This is a genomic window from Streptomyces sp. DH41, assembly GCF_029813785.1.
Taxonomy (GTDB): domain Bacteria; phylum Actinomycetota; class Actinomycetes; order Streptomycetales; family Streptomycetaceae; genus Streptomyces.
In genome coordinates this window covers 148,029-160,878 of the sequence record NZ_JARVKY010000004.1, presented here as the reverse complement: position 1 = coordinate 160,878, position 12,850 = coordinate 148,029, and the positions used below count along the sequence as shown (strand labels likewise).

General features: G+C 70.4%; 10 protein-coding genes. 4 read left to right on the top strand and 6 right to left on the bottom strand.

Going from position 1 to position 12,850, the window contains the following annotated elements; genetic code table 11:
- Positions 1-38 precede the first annotated feature (38 nt).
- The 6 genes from QC283_RS09420 to QC283_RS09395 form a co-directional block, all read right to left on the bottom strand.
- Positions 39-1,067 carry a LacI family DNA-binding transcriptional regulator gene (locus QC283_RS09420; protein WP_279560934.1) on the bottom strand — a complete coding sequence of 343 codons (1,029 nt, stop codon included), beginning with the start codon at positions 1,065-1,067 and terminating at the stop codon, positions 39-41.
- A 77-nt stretch (positions 1,068-1,144) separates the two neighbouring features.
- Complete coding sequence (locus tag QC283_RS09415) at positions 1,145-1,465, bottom strand: L-rhamnose mutarotase (RefSeq protein WP_279560933.1); 321 nt, start codon at positions 1,463-1,465, stop codon at positions 1,145-1,147.
- A 65-nt stretch (positions 1,466-1,530) separates the two neighbouring features.
- On the bottom strand, positions 1,531-2,616 hold the full coding sequence (rhaS, locus tag QC283_RS09410) for a rhamnose ABC transporter substrate-binding protein (RefSeq protein WP_279560932.1): 1,086 nt from the start codon (positions 2,614-2,616) through the stop codon (positions 1,531-1,533).
- A 93-nt stretch (positions 2,617-2,709) separates the two neighbouring features.
- The gene (locus QC283_RS09405; protein ID WP_279560931.1) at positions 2,710-3,741 is read right to left on the bottom strand and encodes an ABC transporter permease; all 1,032 of its coding nucleotides are present in this window, start codon (positions 3,739-3,741) and stop codon (positions 2,710-2,712) included.
- The gene (locus tag QC283_RS09400) at positions 3,734-4,789 is read right to left on the bottom strand and encodes an ABC transporter permease (protein WP_279560930.1); all 1,056 of its coding nucleotides are present in this window, start codon (positions 4,787-4,789) and stop codon (positions 3,734-3,736) included. Before QC283_RS09400 ends, QC283_RS09405 begins: the two co-directional genes overlap by 8 nt.
- Complete coding sequence (locus tag QC283_RS09395; RefSeq protein ID WP_279560929.1) at positions 4,786-6,315, bottom strand: sugar ABC transporter ATP-binding protein; 1,530 nt, start codon at positions 6,313-6,315, stop codon at positions 4,786-4,788. Before QC283_RS09395 ends, QC283_RS09400 begins: the two co-directional genes overlap by 4 nt.
- 291 nt (positions 6,316-6,606) lie before the next feature.
- Between QC283_RS09395 and rhaI the strand changes: the two genes are divergently transcribed.
- From rhaI to QC283_RS09375, 4 genes are all read left to right on the top strand, one after another.
- Positions 6,607-7,773, top strand: coding sequence for an L-rhamnose isomerase (gene rhaI / locus QC283_RS09390; protein ID WP_279560928.1), 1,167 nt, complete (start codon positions 6,607-6,609; stop codon positions 7,771-7,773).
- A gap of 69 nt (positions 7,774-7,842) precedes the next feature.
- Positions 7,843-9,888 (top strand): bifunctional aldolase/short-chain dehydrogenase, encoded by a 2,046-nt coding sequence (locus tag QC283_RS09385; protein WP_279560927.1) that lies wholly within the window; start codon positions 7,843-7,845, stop codon positions 9,886-9,888.
- A 156-nt stretch (positions 9,889-10,044) separates the two neighbouring features.
- A complete protein-coding gene (locus QC283_RS09380) occupies positions 10,045-11,544 on the top strand; it encodes a rhamnulokinase (protein ID WP_279560926.1) in 1,500 nt (499 codons plus the stop codon).
- 386 nt (positions 11,545-11,930) lie between these two features.
- Entirely contained in the window at positions 11,931-12,686 is a 756-nt protein-coding gene (locus tag QC283_RS09375; RefSeq protein WP_279560925.1) for an SDR family NAD(P)-dependent oxidoreductase, read from the top strand.
- Positions 12,687-12,850: the final 164 nt, after the last annotated feature.

Here is a 12,850-nt window from a genome sequence, read left to right as displayed (position 1 = left end):
CGCGGGACGCGGCGGGCCCTCAGCGCCTGGGCAGGTCCTCAGCGCCTGGGCAGGCTCGAACCGCGGACGACCAGCTCGGGCTGGAGCACGACGTGCTCGTGACGGTGCTCGTCCGCCCGGTCACCGGCTTCCTGGAGAAGCAGGTCGGCGGCCATGGCGCCCATGGCGCGCGCGGGCTGGCGGACCGAGGTCAGCGGTACGGTCGCCGCGGCGGCGAACTCGATGTCGTCGTACCCGACGATGGCCAGGTCGTCGGGAACCTTGACCCCGGCCGTGTACATGAACTGGAGCACCCCGAGGGCCAGCAGGTCGTTGGCGCAGAAGACCGCGGTGGGCCGCTCGGCCAGACCCAGCAGCCTGGCGCCCGCGTCACGGCCGGCGGCCACGTCGAGGCGTTCGGTGGGGATCTCCCGCAACGCCGTGGGGGGCAGGCCTGCCTGGGCGACGGCTTCCAGCGCCCCCGTCCGGCGGTCCCGCACCTGCCTCAGATGCGGCGGTCCGCTGACATAGGCGATGGAGCCGTGACCGGCACCGGTCAGGTGATGGATCGCCAGAGCACCGCCGGTGACGTCGTCGACCGAGACAGAGCAGCCCTCCGCGTCGCCGGCCACCCGGTCCACCAGAACGTAGGGAATACCGTGCCGGCGGAAGTCGCGCAGGCTGCGCCCACTCGGGTCGGCGGGGGTGACCAGCACCCCGCGGACCCGCTGCTCGGCGAAGAGTTCGAGGTACTCCGCCTCCTTCCGCACACTCTGCGCGCTGTTGCACAGGGTGACGGCCAGTCCCGCATCCCGGGCCGTACGCTCGGCTCCCTGGGCCAGGTCGACGAAGAACGGATTGCCCATGTCGAGGACGAGCAGGGCCATGACACGGCTGCGGCCCGCCCGCAGCTGCCGGGCGGACTCGCTGCGCACGTAACCCAGCCGCGCGATCACCTGCTCCACATGACGTCGCGTCCGCTGCGAGACGCGGCCGGGCTGGTTGAGCACATTGGAAACCGTGCCGACGGAGACACCGGCCTCCCGTGCGACGTCCTTGATGCCGACCGTCGGCGGGGAGTGCGTCATGTGTGTCTCCTGCTGTTCTGTCCCCGCCCATCGAGCCGGTCGGGGAAGCGTTCGTCCTACGAGGCCGGAGCCCCGGTTCACGCCAGGTGGAAGACCTCGGCGAGGGGGCGCATGGCGGCATCGGGTGCCCGCCCGTCCAGTTCTTCGAAGAACCCCGCCATCTCGGCCTGCCAACGCGCGTTCACCTCGGTGGCGTCCATGGCCGCCCGGGCCGCCTCGAAGTCGTCGGTCTCCAGGTAGCCGACGAGCAGGCCGTCCTCCCGCAGGAAGAGGGAGTAGTTGCGCCAGCCGGCTTCGGAGAGCGCGGTGAGCATGTCGGCCCACACGTCCCTGTGGCGCTCGCGGTATTCGGCGACCATCCCGGAGCGGACCTTGAGAAGAAAACAGACGCGTTGCATCGGATCACCCTGCTGCCGAGCGTGGGGCCCCGGCGACGCCGGGGCCCCACGACTGTCGTTGCGGATCAGAAGTCGTACTCGTCGATGTTGGCCTTGTCGAAGACGGTCGGCTCACCCGGGGAGACGACACCGTCCGCACCGATGGTCATCGTCCCGAGGTCACCGGCGTCGAAGGTCTCGCCCTCCTTGCCGGTGATCTGGCCGGACTCGAGGGCGACCGCGGCGCGCGCGGCGAGTGCGCCGAGCTTGGCCGGCTCCCACAGCTCGAACTGCTCGACCGTGCCGTTCTTGACGTAGGCGCGCATGTCGTTCGGGGTGCCGAGTCCCGTGAGCTTGACCTTGCCCTTGTACTTGGAGCCGGACAGGTACTGGGCGGCCGCCTTGATGCCGACGGTGGTGGGGGAGATGATGCCCTTCAGGTTCGGGTACTCCTGCAGCAGGCCCTGGGTCTGCTGGAACGACTTCTGGGCGTCGTCGTCCCCGTAGGCGGTCTTGACGAGCTTGATGTCCTTGTAGGCGGGCTTCTTCAACTCCTCCTTCATGACGTCGATCCAGGTGTTCTGGTTCGTCGCGGTCTGCGCCGCGGACAGGATCGCGATCTCGCCCTTGCCGCCGATCTGCTTTGCCAGCAGCTCGACCTGGGTGCGCCCGAGGTCCTCGGCGGAGGCCGGGGAGACGAACACCTGACGGCAGTCCTTGTTGGTGTCGGAGTCGTAGGTGACGACACTGACGCCGTTGCGCATGGCCTGCTTGAGAGCGGTGCACAGGGCACCGGGGTCCTGCGCGGAGACGGCCATGGCGTCGACCTGCTGCTGGGTCAGGGTGTTGACGTAACTGACCTGGCCGGCGGTGTCGGTGCCGCTGCTGGTGCCGACCTCCTTGTAGGTGGAGCCCAGTTCCTTGAGCGCCTTCTCGCCGCCCTTGTCGGCGGTGGTGAAGTAGGGGTTGTTGACCTGCTTGGGCAGGAAGGCGACGGTGAGGCCCTTCTTGGTCTCCGCGTCGGGGTCGGCCTTGCCGACGGCCGCGCTGCCGCCGTCCTTGTTCGCGTCGTCCTTGGTCGTGCCGCCGCAGGCGGTGGCGCCGAGCGCGAGGACGGTGGCAGTGGCGAGTACGAGGGTCAGGCGGCGTGATCTGGCGGTGGTGCCGAGCATGGGAAGTTCCTTTGCCTGTACGGGAGGGAGGGGAGAGGACGGGCTCTCCCGGCGGGGAGGGCCCGTGAGGAGCCGGGAGGACGGGAAGAAGGGCTATGAGGAAGGAGCTGTCAACGGTGGGGAAGCGGCCGTTCTCCCCCTGGCCCGTACCTGGGAGACCTGGCGGCCGATCCGCGGCGCGAGGACGGAGACCACCAGGAGGACTCCGGTCGCCACGGTCTGGGACTGGGCGGTGACGTTCAGCAGGCTCATGACGTTCTGCATCGTGCCGAGCAGGAACACACCGGCGACGGCGCCGCCGAGCGTGCCCTTGCCGCCGTCGAAGTCGATGCCGCCCAGCAGCACCGCGGCGATCACAGACAGTTCCAGTCCGGTGGCGTTGTCGTAGCGGGCGCTGGCGTAGTGCAGCGTCCAGAAGACACCGGTGAGGGCGGAGATCACACCCGTGGACACGAACATGGCCAGCTTGAGCCGCTTGACCCGGACACCGGCGAAGCGTGCGGCCTCCTCGGAGGCGCCGATGGCGAACAGCGAACGGCCGAAGCGCGTGGCGTGCAGCACGACGACGGCGATCGCCAGCAGGATGACGAACGGGACGACGGCGTACGGGAGGAACGTGTCCCCGAACCGGCCGGCCCCGAAGTCCAGGTACTGGGCCGGGAAGTCGGTCACGGAGTCGGAACCGAGCACGATCTGCGCGATGCCCCGGTAGGCGCCGAGCGTGCCGATGGTGACGGCCAGCGAGGGCAGTCCGAGCCGGGTCACCAGAAGGCCGTTGACCAGGCCGCACACCACGCCGAGCAGCACGCAGATCGGGATGATCGTCTCGATCGCCATCCCGGCGTTCCACAGCGCGCCCATCACGGCACTGGAGAGGCCGGCGGTGGAGGCCACCGAGAGGTCCACCTCGCCGGAGACCACGAGCATCGCCATCGGCAGGGCGATCAGGGCGATGGGCAGGGTGTTGCCGATGAGGAACGACACGTTCAGGGCGTTGCCGAAGTTCTCCACGAAGGAGAACGAACAGATCAGCAGGACGACCAGCAGCACGCCGACCGAGGTGTCCCAGCGCACCGCGCCGCCGAGACGGGAGAGCACGGGTGACTTGACGGTGGTGTCAGGCATGACGGGCACTCCTCGACTGTGCGGCCTTCTTGCGCAGGGCTCCGGAGACTCTGAGCGCCAGGATCCGGTCGACGGCGATGGCGAGCAGCAGCAGGAAGCCGTTGATGGCGGTGACCCACACCGAACTCACGCCGAGGGCGGGAAGCACACCGTTGATGGAGGTCAGCAGCACGGCACCGAGCGCGGCGCCGTACACGGTGCCCGATCCGCCGGTGAAGGCGACGCCGCCGACGACCACGGCGCTCACCACGATGAGTTCGTACCCGTTGCCGGTGTTGGAGTCGACGTTGCCGAACCTGGCGAGGTACAGGGCGCCGGCGAGTCCGGCGAGCGCCCCGCAGACCACGTAGGCGGTCATGATCCGGGCCCGGATCGGGACACCGGCGAGCCGGGCGGCCTCCGGGTTGGACCCCAGGGCGTACATGTCCCGTCCGCTGCGGTAGTTGCGGAGGTAGTAGGCCACGACGACCAGGACGGCCACGGTGAGCAGCGCGAGGTAGGGCACCACCCAGATGCCGCCGCTGCCGAAGTCCACGAAGCCGTCGGGCAGGGCGCTCGCCGTGATCTGGCGGGAGCCGACCCAGATCGAGTCGATGCCGCGGACGATGTAGAGCGTGCCCAGGGTCACCACCAGCGCCGGGACCTTGCCCAGGCTCACCAGCGCGCCGTTGACCACGCCGAACAGCGCGCCGACGCCCACGGCCAGCAGGACGGCGACGAGCGGGTGGCCGCCGTCCTTGAGGTAGAGGCCCGCGGCGAAGGCGGAGACGCCCAGCACGGAACCGACCGACAGGTCGACGTTGCGGGTGATCACCACCATCGCCTGGCCGATCGCGACCAGCACGAGGATGGTCGCGTTCAGCATCAGGTCCCTGATGCCCTGCTGCGACAGGAACTCGGAGTTGGACAGCTGGGTCGCGCCGAGCATCACCACCAGCACGGCGATCACGGCCAGTTCTCGGGCCTTGAACATCTTGTCCATGAGCCGCCGCGCGGCGACGGACTCGGGGGCGACCTCTGGCCGCACGGGCTCCACGGTCGCGGTCATGCCGCCTTCCTCCCTCGGTCGCCGCGGCCGGTCGCGGCTGCCATCACGGTCTCCTCGGTCGCTTCCGACCGGGGGATCTCCGCGGTCAGCCGGCCCTCGTGCATCACCAGGACGCGATCGGCCATACCGAGGATCTCCGGCAGGTCGGACGAGATCATCAGCACCGCCACGCCATCGGCGGCCAGCGAGGACAGCAGGTGGTGCACCTCCGCCTTGGTCCCCACGTCGATACCGCGGGTCGGCTCGTCCACGATCAGCACCTGGGGAGCCGTGGCGAGCCATTTGGCCAGTACGACCTTCTGCTGGTTGCCGCCCGAGAGCGTCCCCACGACATCGGCCAGGCGCGCGTACTTCACCTGGAGCCTCGTCGCCCAGTCCACGGCGAGGCTGCGCTCGGCCCGCCGGTTCATCAGGCCGGCCCGGGAGGTGGCCGCGAAGCCGGTCAGCCCGATGTTCCGCTCGATGGACATGTCCATCACCAGGCCCTGCGCGCGGCGGTCCTCGGGCACCAGCGCGAGACCGGCGGCCATGGCCAGGCTCGGAGCACCCGGCGGAAGCTTCCGGCCGAGCACATCGACCTCACCGCCGTCGAACCGGTCGACGCCGAAGACCGCGCGGGCGACTTCACTTCGACCCGCCCCGACCAGACCGGCGAGACCGAGGATCTCACCGCGCCGGACGTCGAAGGACACATCGGTGAACACGCCTTCGCGCGTCAGCCGTCGGACGCTGAGGGCGACCTCGCCGATCCGGGTCTCCTGCTTGGGGTAGAGCTCCTCCAGGTCGCGGCCGACCATGCGGCGCACCAGTCCGTCCTCGTCGAGCGCGGAGAGGGGTTCACTGGCGATCCAGGCACCATCGCGCAGGGTGGTGACCCGCTGGCACAGCTCGAAGATCTCCTCCAGGCGGTGCGAGATGAAGAGCACCGCCGCCCCCTGCTCGCGCAGCGTCCTGACCACGCCGAACAGCCGGGCCACCTCGCTGCCGGTGAGCGCCGCCGTCGGCTCGTCCATGATCAGCACGCGGGCGTCGAAGGACAGGGCCTTGGCGATCTCCACCAGCTGCTGGTCGGCGATGGAGAGGCCGCGGGCCGGCTGGTCGGGGTCGAGGGCGACACCGAGGCGGGCGAAGAGTTCGGCCGCGGCCGACTTGACCGTACGGTGGTTCACCCTGCCCAGGGAGCGCCGGGGCTGCCGTCCGATGAAGATGTTCTCCGCGACGGACAGGTCGGGGAAGAGCGTCGGCTCCTGGTAGATCACGGCGATCCCCGCGTCGCGGGCGTCCGCCGGGCTGTGGAAGCCCACCGGCTCGCCGTCGAGGAGGACCGTTCCGGTGTCCGGACGGTGCACGCCCGCGAGAGTCTTGATCAGGGTGGACTTGCCGGCGCCGTTCTCGCCCGCCAGGGCATGGGCCTCGCCCGCGTACAGCCGCAGCGAGACGTCGCGCAGCGCTCGGACGGCACCGAAGGATTTACTCACTCCCTCCAGGGCGAGCACCGGAGTGGTCTCCGGTTCGGGATGAGTCATGAGTTCTCTCCAGTACGTGTGCCGAGCGGAAACCCCGCTGTGAAATGTTTCAACGGGGTTGCCGGGAAGCTAGCTTCAGCCTGTCCGGGACGTCAAGGGTCCGCACTCATGCGGTCACCCGGTCTGTGACGCGGTGGCAGGCAAGTGACAGGCAACAGGTGGGTCAAGCCCTGCGGGGACCCTTGACGGGGATTGCGGCAGGGGTTAGTTTCGGCGCAGCCTGAATCGATTCACACGAACAAGTTCCCCAAGACTCCCGCGACGGGGCAACTTGCGCATCCAGAGGTGGACATGCCTGACATTACTGCCGTGAGAACCGCACTCGCCGACCAGCGGGTCGAGACGCCTTCCTGGGGCTACGGCAACTCCGGAACGCGTTTCAAGGTGTTCGCGCAGCCCGGCGTGCCGCGGACACCGCGCGAGAAGCTGGACGACGCGGCCAAAGTGCACGAGTTCACCGGCGTCACCCCCCGGGTGGCGCTCCACATCCCCTGGGACAGGGTGGACGACTACGCGGCGCTGGCCGCGTACGCGAAGGAGCGGGGCCTGGAACTGGGCACCATCAACTCCAACGTCTTCCAGGACGACGACTACAAGCTGGGCAGTGTCTGCCATCCCGACGCCGCCGTGCGGCGCAAGGCGCTGGCCCATCTGCTGGAGTGCGTCGACATCATGGACGCCACCGGCTCCCGCGACCTGAAGCTTTGGTTCGCCGACGGCACCAACTACCCCGGCCAGGACGACATCTCGGCCCGCCAGGACCGACTCGCGGAGGCCCTCCAGACCGTCTACGAGCGCCTGGGCGCGGACCAGCGGATGCTCCTGGAGTACAAGTTCTTCGAGCCGGCGTTCTACACGACCGACGTCCCCGACTGGGGCACCGCCTACGCGCACTGCCTGAAGCTCGGTGACAAGGCCAAGGTCGTCGTGGACACCGGCCATCACGCGCCGGGCACCAACATCGAGTTCATCGTGGCCGTCCTGCTCCGCGAGGCGAAGCTCGGCGGGTTCGACTTCAACTCCCGCTTCTACGCCGACGACGACCTGATGGTCGGCGCCGCCGACCCCTTCCAGCTCTTCCGGATCCTCCACGAGGTCATCAAGAACGGCGGCCTCGACCCCGCCGCGGGCGTGGCCTTCATGCTCGACCAGTGCCACAACATCGAGGCGAAGATCCCGGCGATCATCCGTTCGGTGATGAACGTGCAGGAAGCCACCGCCAAGGCACTGCTGATCGACGACGATGCGCTGGCCGCCGCCCAGCGGGAGGGCGACGTCCTGGCGGCCAACGCCGTCCTGATGGACGCGTACAACACCGACGTGCGGCCGCTGCTGGCCGGGATCCGTGAGGAGAAGGGCCTGAACCCCGACCCGGTCGCCGCCTACCGCGCCGACGGCTGGCAGGAGCGGATCGCCGCCGAACGCGTGGGCGGCGAGCAGGCCGGCTGGGGCGCGTAACACCGTTCCGGGGCGCCGCCCGGCCTCGGGCGTCCTCCGTCGTCAACCCATCCCGAAGGAAAGATCACCATGGCCTCCGCCATCCATCCCCAAGTCGCCGGGCTCCTGGCGCGCTCGCACCGGCTGGGCTCGGACCCGCGCAACACCAACTACGCGGGCGGGAACACGTCCGCCAAGGGCACCGCCACCGACCCCGTCACCGGTGGCGAGCTGGAACTGCTGTGGGTCAAGGGCTCCGGCGGCGATCTGGGCACACTGAAGGCCGACGGACTGGCCGCGCTGCGCCTGGACCGGCTGCACGCCCTGAAGGGCGTCTACCCGGGTGTCGAGCGCGAGGACGAGATGGTCGCCGCGTTCGACTACTGCCTGCACGGCAAGGGCGGTGCCGCGCCGTCCATCGACACCGCCATGCACGGCCTGGTCGACGCGGCCCACGTGGACCACCTGCACCCCGACTCGGGTATCGCGCTGGCCTGCGCGGCCGACGGCGAGAAGCTGACCGCCGAGTGCTTCGGCGACAAGGTCGTGTGGGTGCCGTGGCGGCGGCCCGGATTCCAGCTCGGCCTGGACATCGCCGCGATCAAGGAGGCCAACCCGCGGGCGGTCGGCTGCGTCCTGGGCGGCCACGGTGTCACCGCGTGGGGCGCCACCTCCGAGGAGTGCGAGGCCAACTCGCTGTACATCATCCGCACCGCCGAGGCGTTCCTCGCCGAGAAGGGCCGCCCAGAGCCGTTCGGCCCGGCGCGGGACGGCTACGAGCCGTTGCCCGACGAGGAGCGGCGCGCCCGGGCCGCCGCGCTCGCCCCGTACGTCCGCGCGATCGCCTCCGCCGACCTGCCGCAGGTCGGCCACTTCACGGACTCCGAGACGGTGCTGGACTTCCTCTCCCGCACCGAGCACCCGCGTCTCGCGGCCCTGGGCACGTCGTGCCCCGACCATTTCCTGCGTACCAAGGTCCGGCCGCTGGTCCTGGACCTGCCGGCCGGGGCGCCGCTGGAGCAGGCGATCGACCGGCTGGCGGAGCTGCACTCCGAGTACCGCGCCGAGTACCGGGCGTACTACGAGCGGCACGCCGTTCCCGGCTCACCGGCCATGCGCGGCGCCGACCCCGCGATCGTGCTGGTGCCGGGAGTGGGCATGTTCTCCTTCGGCAAGGACAAGCAGACCGCACGGGTCGCCGGCGAGTTCTACGTCAACGCGATCAACGTGATGCGCGGCGCCGAGGCCGTCTCCTCCTACAGCCCCATCGAGGAGTCGGAGAAGTTCCGCATCGAGTACTGGGAGCTGGAGGAGGCCAAGCTGCGGCGGATGCCCGCGCCCAAGCCGCTGGCCACCCGGGTCGCCTTCGTCACCGGCGCCGGCTCCGGCATCGGCAGGGCCATCGCCCACCGGCTCGTCGCCGAGGGCGCCTGCGTCGTGGTCGCCGACCTCGACGCCGCGGGGGCGACCGCCGTGGCCGAGGAACTCGGCGGGCCGGACAAGGCCGTGGCTGTGACCGTGGACGTCACCAGCGAGGAGCAGATCGCCACCGCGTTCGCCGAGGCCGTACTCGCCTTCGGAGGCGTCGACCTCGTCGTCAACAACGCGGGCATCTCCATCTCCAAGCCGCTGCTGGAGACCACGGCCAAGGACTGGGACCTCCAGCACGACATCATGGCCCGCGGCTCCTTCCTGGTCTCCCGCGAGGCCGCCCGGGTGATGACCGCGCAGAAGCTCGGCGGCGACATCGTCTACATCGCTTCCAAGAACGGTGTCTTCGCGGGTCCCAACAACATCGCCTACGGGGCGACCAAGGCCGACCAGGCACACCAGGTGCGGCTGCTGGCGGCCGAGCTCGGCGAGCACGGCATCCGCGTCAACGGCGTCAACCCCGACGGGGTCGTGCGTGGCTCCGGCATCTTCGCCGGGGGCTGGGGCGCCAAGCGGGCCGCCGTGTACGGCGTGGCGGAGGAGAAGCTCGGCGAGTACTACGCGCAGCGCACGCTGCTCAAGCGCGAGGTGCTGCCCGAGCACGTGGCGAACGCGGTCTTCGCCCTCACCGGCGGCGACCTGACCCACACCACCGGGCTGCACGTCCCGGTGGACGCGGGTGTCGCCGCGGCCTTCCTGCGCTGACCCCTGTACCCGTCCGGATGCCGCCGCGCGAGTCGCGGCGGCGGCATCCGGGCGGGCGGCACGGGCCGGCGCCCCAGCCCTCATCGCCCCGCTCTCCCCCGCTCGGGGTCCCTTCGCCTCGTCCCTCCTCGCCGCGCACAGCGGAGGTAACACCACGTGACCACCACTCCGGCCTCCTCGGCCCACCCCTCGGCGTTCGCCGCGGTCGACCTCGGGGCCACCAGCGGACGGGTGATCCTCGGCCGGGTCGGGCCGGACGACCTCGACCTGACCGAGGCCCACCGGTTCCCCAACACTCCGGTACGCCTGCCCGACGGACTGCACTGGAACCTGCTCGCGCTCTTCCAGGGAACCGTCGACGGACTGCGCCAGGCCGCCCGGGCCGGCTCGGTCGTCTCCATCGGCGTGGACACGTGGGCGGTGGACTACGGGCTCCTCGACGCCGACGGCGTACTCCTCGGCGCCCCCTACCACTACCGGGACAGCCGCACCGACGACGCCGCCCAGCGGGTCTGGCCCCGCGTCGGGCCAAAGGAGCTGTACCGGATCAGCGGGCTGCAGCACCTGCCGTTCAACACCGTCTTCCAACTCGCCTCGGCGGCGGGCACCAGCCAGCTGGACGCTGCCCGCACCCTGCTGCTGATACCGGACCTGCTGGTCCACTGGCTGACCGGAACCATCGGGGCGGAGGCGACCAACGCCTCCACCACCGGCCTCTACGACGCCCGCACGGGCACCTGGTCCGGCGAACTCCTCGACCGGCTCTCCATAGACCCGGCTCTGCTGCCGCCCCTGCGCCGCCCCGGCGACCCGGCCGGAACCCTCCTGCCGCACGTCGCCGCCCACACCGGTCTCGACACGAGCACACCGGTCGTCACCGTCGCCTCGCACGACACCGCCTCCGCCGTCGCCGCCGTTCCGGCCACCGAACCGCACTTCGCCTACATCTCGTGCGGCACCTGGTCCCTGGCCGGCCTCGAACTGGACGCCCCGGTGCTGACCGAGGACTCCCGTGCGGCGAACTTCACCAACGAACTCGGTGTGGACGGCACCGTCCGCTACCTCCGCAACATCATGGGCATGTGGCTGCTGGAGGAGTGCCGCCGGACCTGGGAAGCGCGGGGGCTGCCCGCACACATCCCCGTACTCCTCGCCGAGGCCGCCCGGTCCAGGGCGTTCGGCGCGATCGTCGACCCGGACGACCCCGGATTCCTCGCCCCGGGCGACATGCCGGAACGGATCCGCGCGTACTGCCGCCGTACGGGCCAGCCCGCCCCCGTCAGCCAGGGGGCTGTCGTCCGCTGCGTCCTGGAGAGCCTGGCGCTGGCCCACCGCCGCACCCTGCGGCAGGCGGCCGAACTCGCCGGCCGCGACATCACCCACATCCACCTCGTCGGCGGCGGCTCCCGCAACGACCTGCTCTGCCAACTCACCGCCGACGCCACCGGACTGCCCGTCATCGCCGGGCCCGCCGAAGCCACCGCCCTCGGCAACATCCTTGTCCAGGCCCGAGCCGCCGGGGTGGTGGCCGACCTGGCGGCGATGCGCCGACTCGTCGCCTCCACCCAGCACCTCAGGCACTACACCCCAGGCGGCGACAGCGCGGCCTGGGACGCGGCCGCCGCCAGGCTCACCCCTGCCCGCACGGAGTCCTGACGCGCGCAGCCCTCTCCGCCGCCCGCGTCGACGACGTCCTTCACTCGTCCACGGCGATCGCCACCGTCAAGGCGCGACGCCCTTCCTTCGGCCGCGGACTCGGACGCGGACTCGGACGTGATGTGCGGTGCCGACAACTCGTGCCTCACGCACATCGGCGGCCTGCCGCGCCGCCCGGACGCACCGCGGGCCCCGGGACGGCACATCGCCGCACGCCAGTATTGTGTATGGTGCATAGCAAGTGCACTATGCACATACAGTTTCCGGATGCTCGTCCGCTCGGGAGCTCCTCGTCGTGCTTCGGCGCCGCTCCGTAGCTCTTCACCCTCGCCATCCCGCTGCGCGGGGCCGCCTGCGTCGCGGGCACACACGAAAGGAATCTCTTCATGAGTTCTCTCAGCCTGCAGGGCAAGTCGGCCATCGTCACCGGAGGCGCCTCGGGCATCGGCGGCGCCATCACCAAGGCCTTCGTCGCGCGCGGAGCCCGGGTAGTGGTCGTCGACCTCCAGGAGGAGGCCGGTGAGGCGCTGAGCCGTGAACTGGGTGACGCCGTGGTCTTCCTGAAGGGTGACGTCTCCGACCGGGCGGTCGCCGACTCGGCCGTCGCCGCCGCCGTCGAGCACTTCGGTTCCCTCGACGTGCTGGTGAACAACGCCAGTGTGTCCCGGCAGAAGCCGTTCGAGGAGCAGACGGACGACGACTGGGACCTCGCGATGAACACCGGTCTGTACGCCACCCGCAACTTCATGCTCGCCGCCCTGCCCGAGCTGAAGAAGACCGGCAACGCCTCCGTCATCAACTTCGGTTCCGGCGCGGGTCTGAACGGTCAGCCGAACCAGGCCTCCTACGCGGCGGCGAAGGAGGCCATCCGCGGCCTGAGCCGCGTGGCCGCCAACGAGTGGGCCCCGCACAACATCCGGGTCAACGTGGTCTGCCCGATGGCGCTGACCGCCGGCGTGGCCCAGTGGGCCGAGGCCCGTCCCGAGCAGTACGCCCAGTCCGCGGCCATGGTGCCCCTCGGCAGGTTCGGTGACCCCGACCGGGACGTCGCTCCCATCGTCGCCTTCCTCGCCGGCGACGACGCGCAGTACATGACCGGGCAGACCGTCATGGCGGACGGCGGCTCGGTCAAGCTCCGCTGACCCGTCCTTCTGGCGGCGCAGCAGGTCAGAGGGCATCGTCGCGTTCGAACGGAAGTGCCCATCGCTTACGGTGAAGTCCTGGGCATGTGGGGGAGACCGGCCCGGCGGAGCACGTCCTCCGTCGGAGACGGTGCACCATCGTGGTCATGGCGCGCGGCCGGTGC

What these genes read in the sequence shown, in the direction of transcription:
- QC283_RS09415 (WP_279560933.1), bottom strand. Translation starts at nt 1,465, where the DNA reads ATGCAACGCGTCTGTTTTCTTCTCAAGGTCCGCTCCGGGATGGTCGCC.
- QC283_RS09400 (WP_279560930.1), bottom strand. Translation starts at nt 4,789, where the DNA reads ATGACCGCGACCGTGGAGCCCGTGCGGCCAGAGGTCGCCCCCGAGTCC.
- QC283_RS09385 (WP_279560927.1), top strand. Translation starts at nt 7,843, where the DNA reads ATGGCCTCCGCCATCCATCCCCAAGTCGCCGGGCTCCTGGCGCGCTCG.
- QC283_RS09420 (WP_279560934.1), bottom strand. Translation starts at nt 1,067, where the DNA reads ATGACGCACTCCCCGCCGACGGTCGGCATCAAGGACGTCGCACGGGAG.
- QC283_RS09395 (WP_279560929.1), bottom strand. Translation starts at nt 6,315, where the DNA reads ATGACTCATCCCGAACCGGAGACCACTCCGGTGCTCGCCCTGGAGGGA.
- rhaI (WP_279560928.1), top strand. Translation starts at nt 6,607, where the DNA reads ATGCCTGACATTACTGCCGTGAGAACCGCACTCGCCGACCAGCGGGTC.
- QC283_RS09375 (WP_279560925.1), top strand. Translation starts at nt 11,931, where the DNA reads ATGAGTTCTCTCAGCCTGCAGGGCAAGTCGGCCATCGTCACCGGAGGC.
- QC283_RS09405 (WP_279560931.1), bottom strand. Translation starts at nt 3,741, where the DNA reads ATGCCTGACACCACCGTCAAGTCACCCGTGCTCTCCCGTCTCGGCGGC.
- rhaS (WP_279560932.1), bottom strand. Translation starts at nt 2,616, where the DNA reads ATGCTCGGCACCACCGCCAGATCACGCCGCCTGACCCTCGTACTCGCC.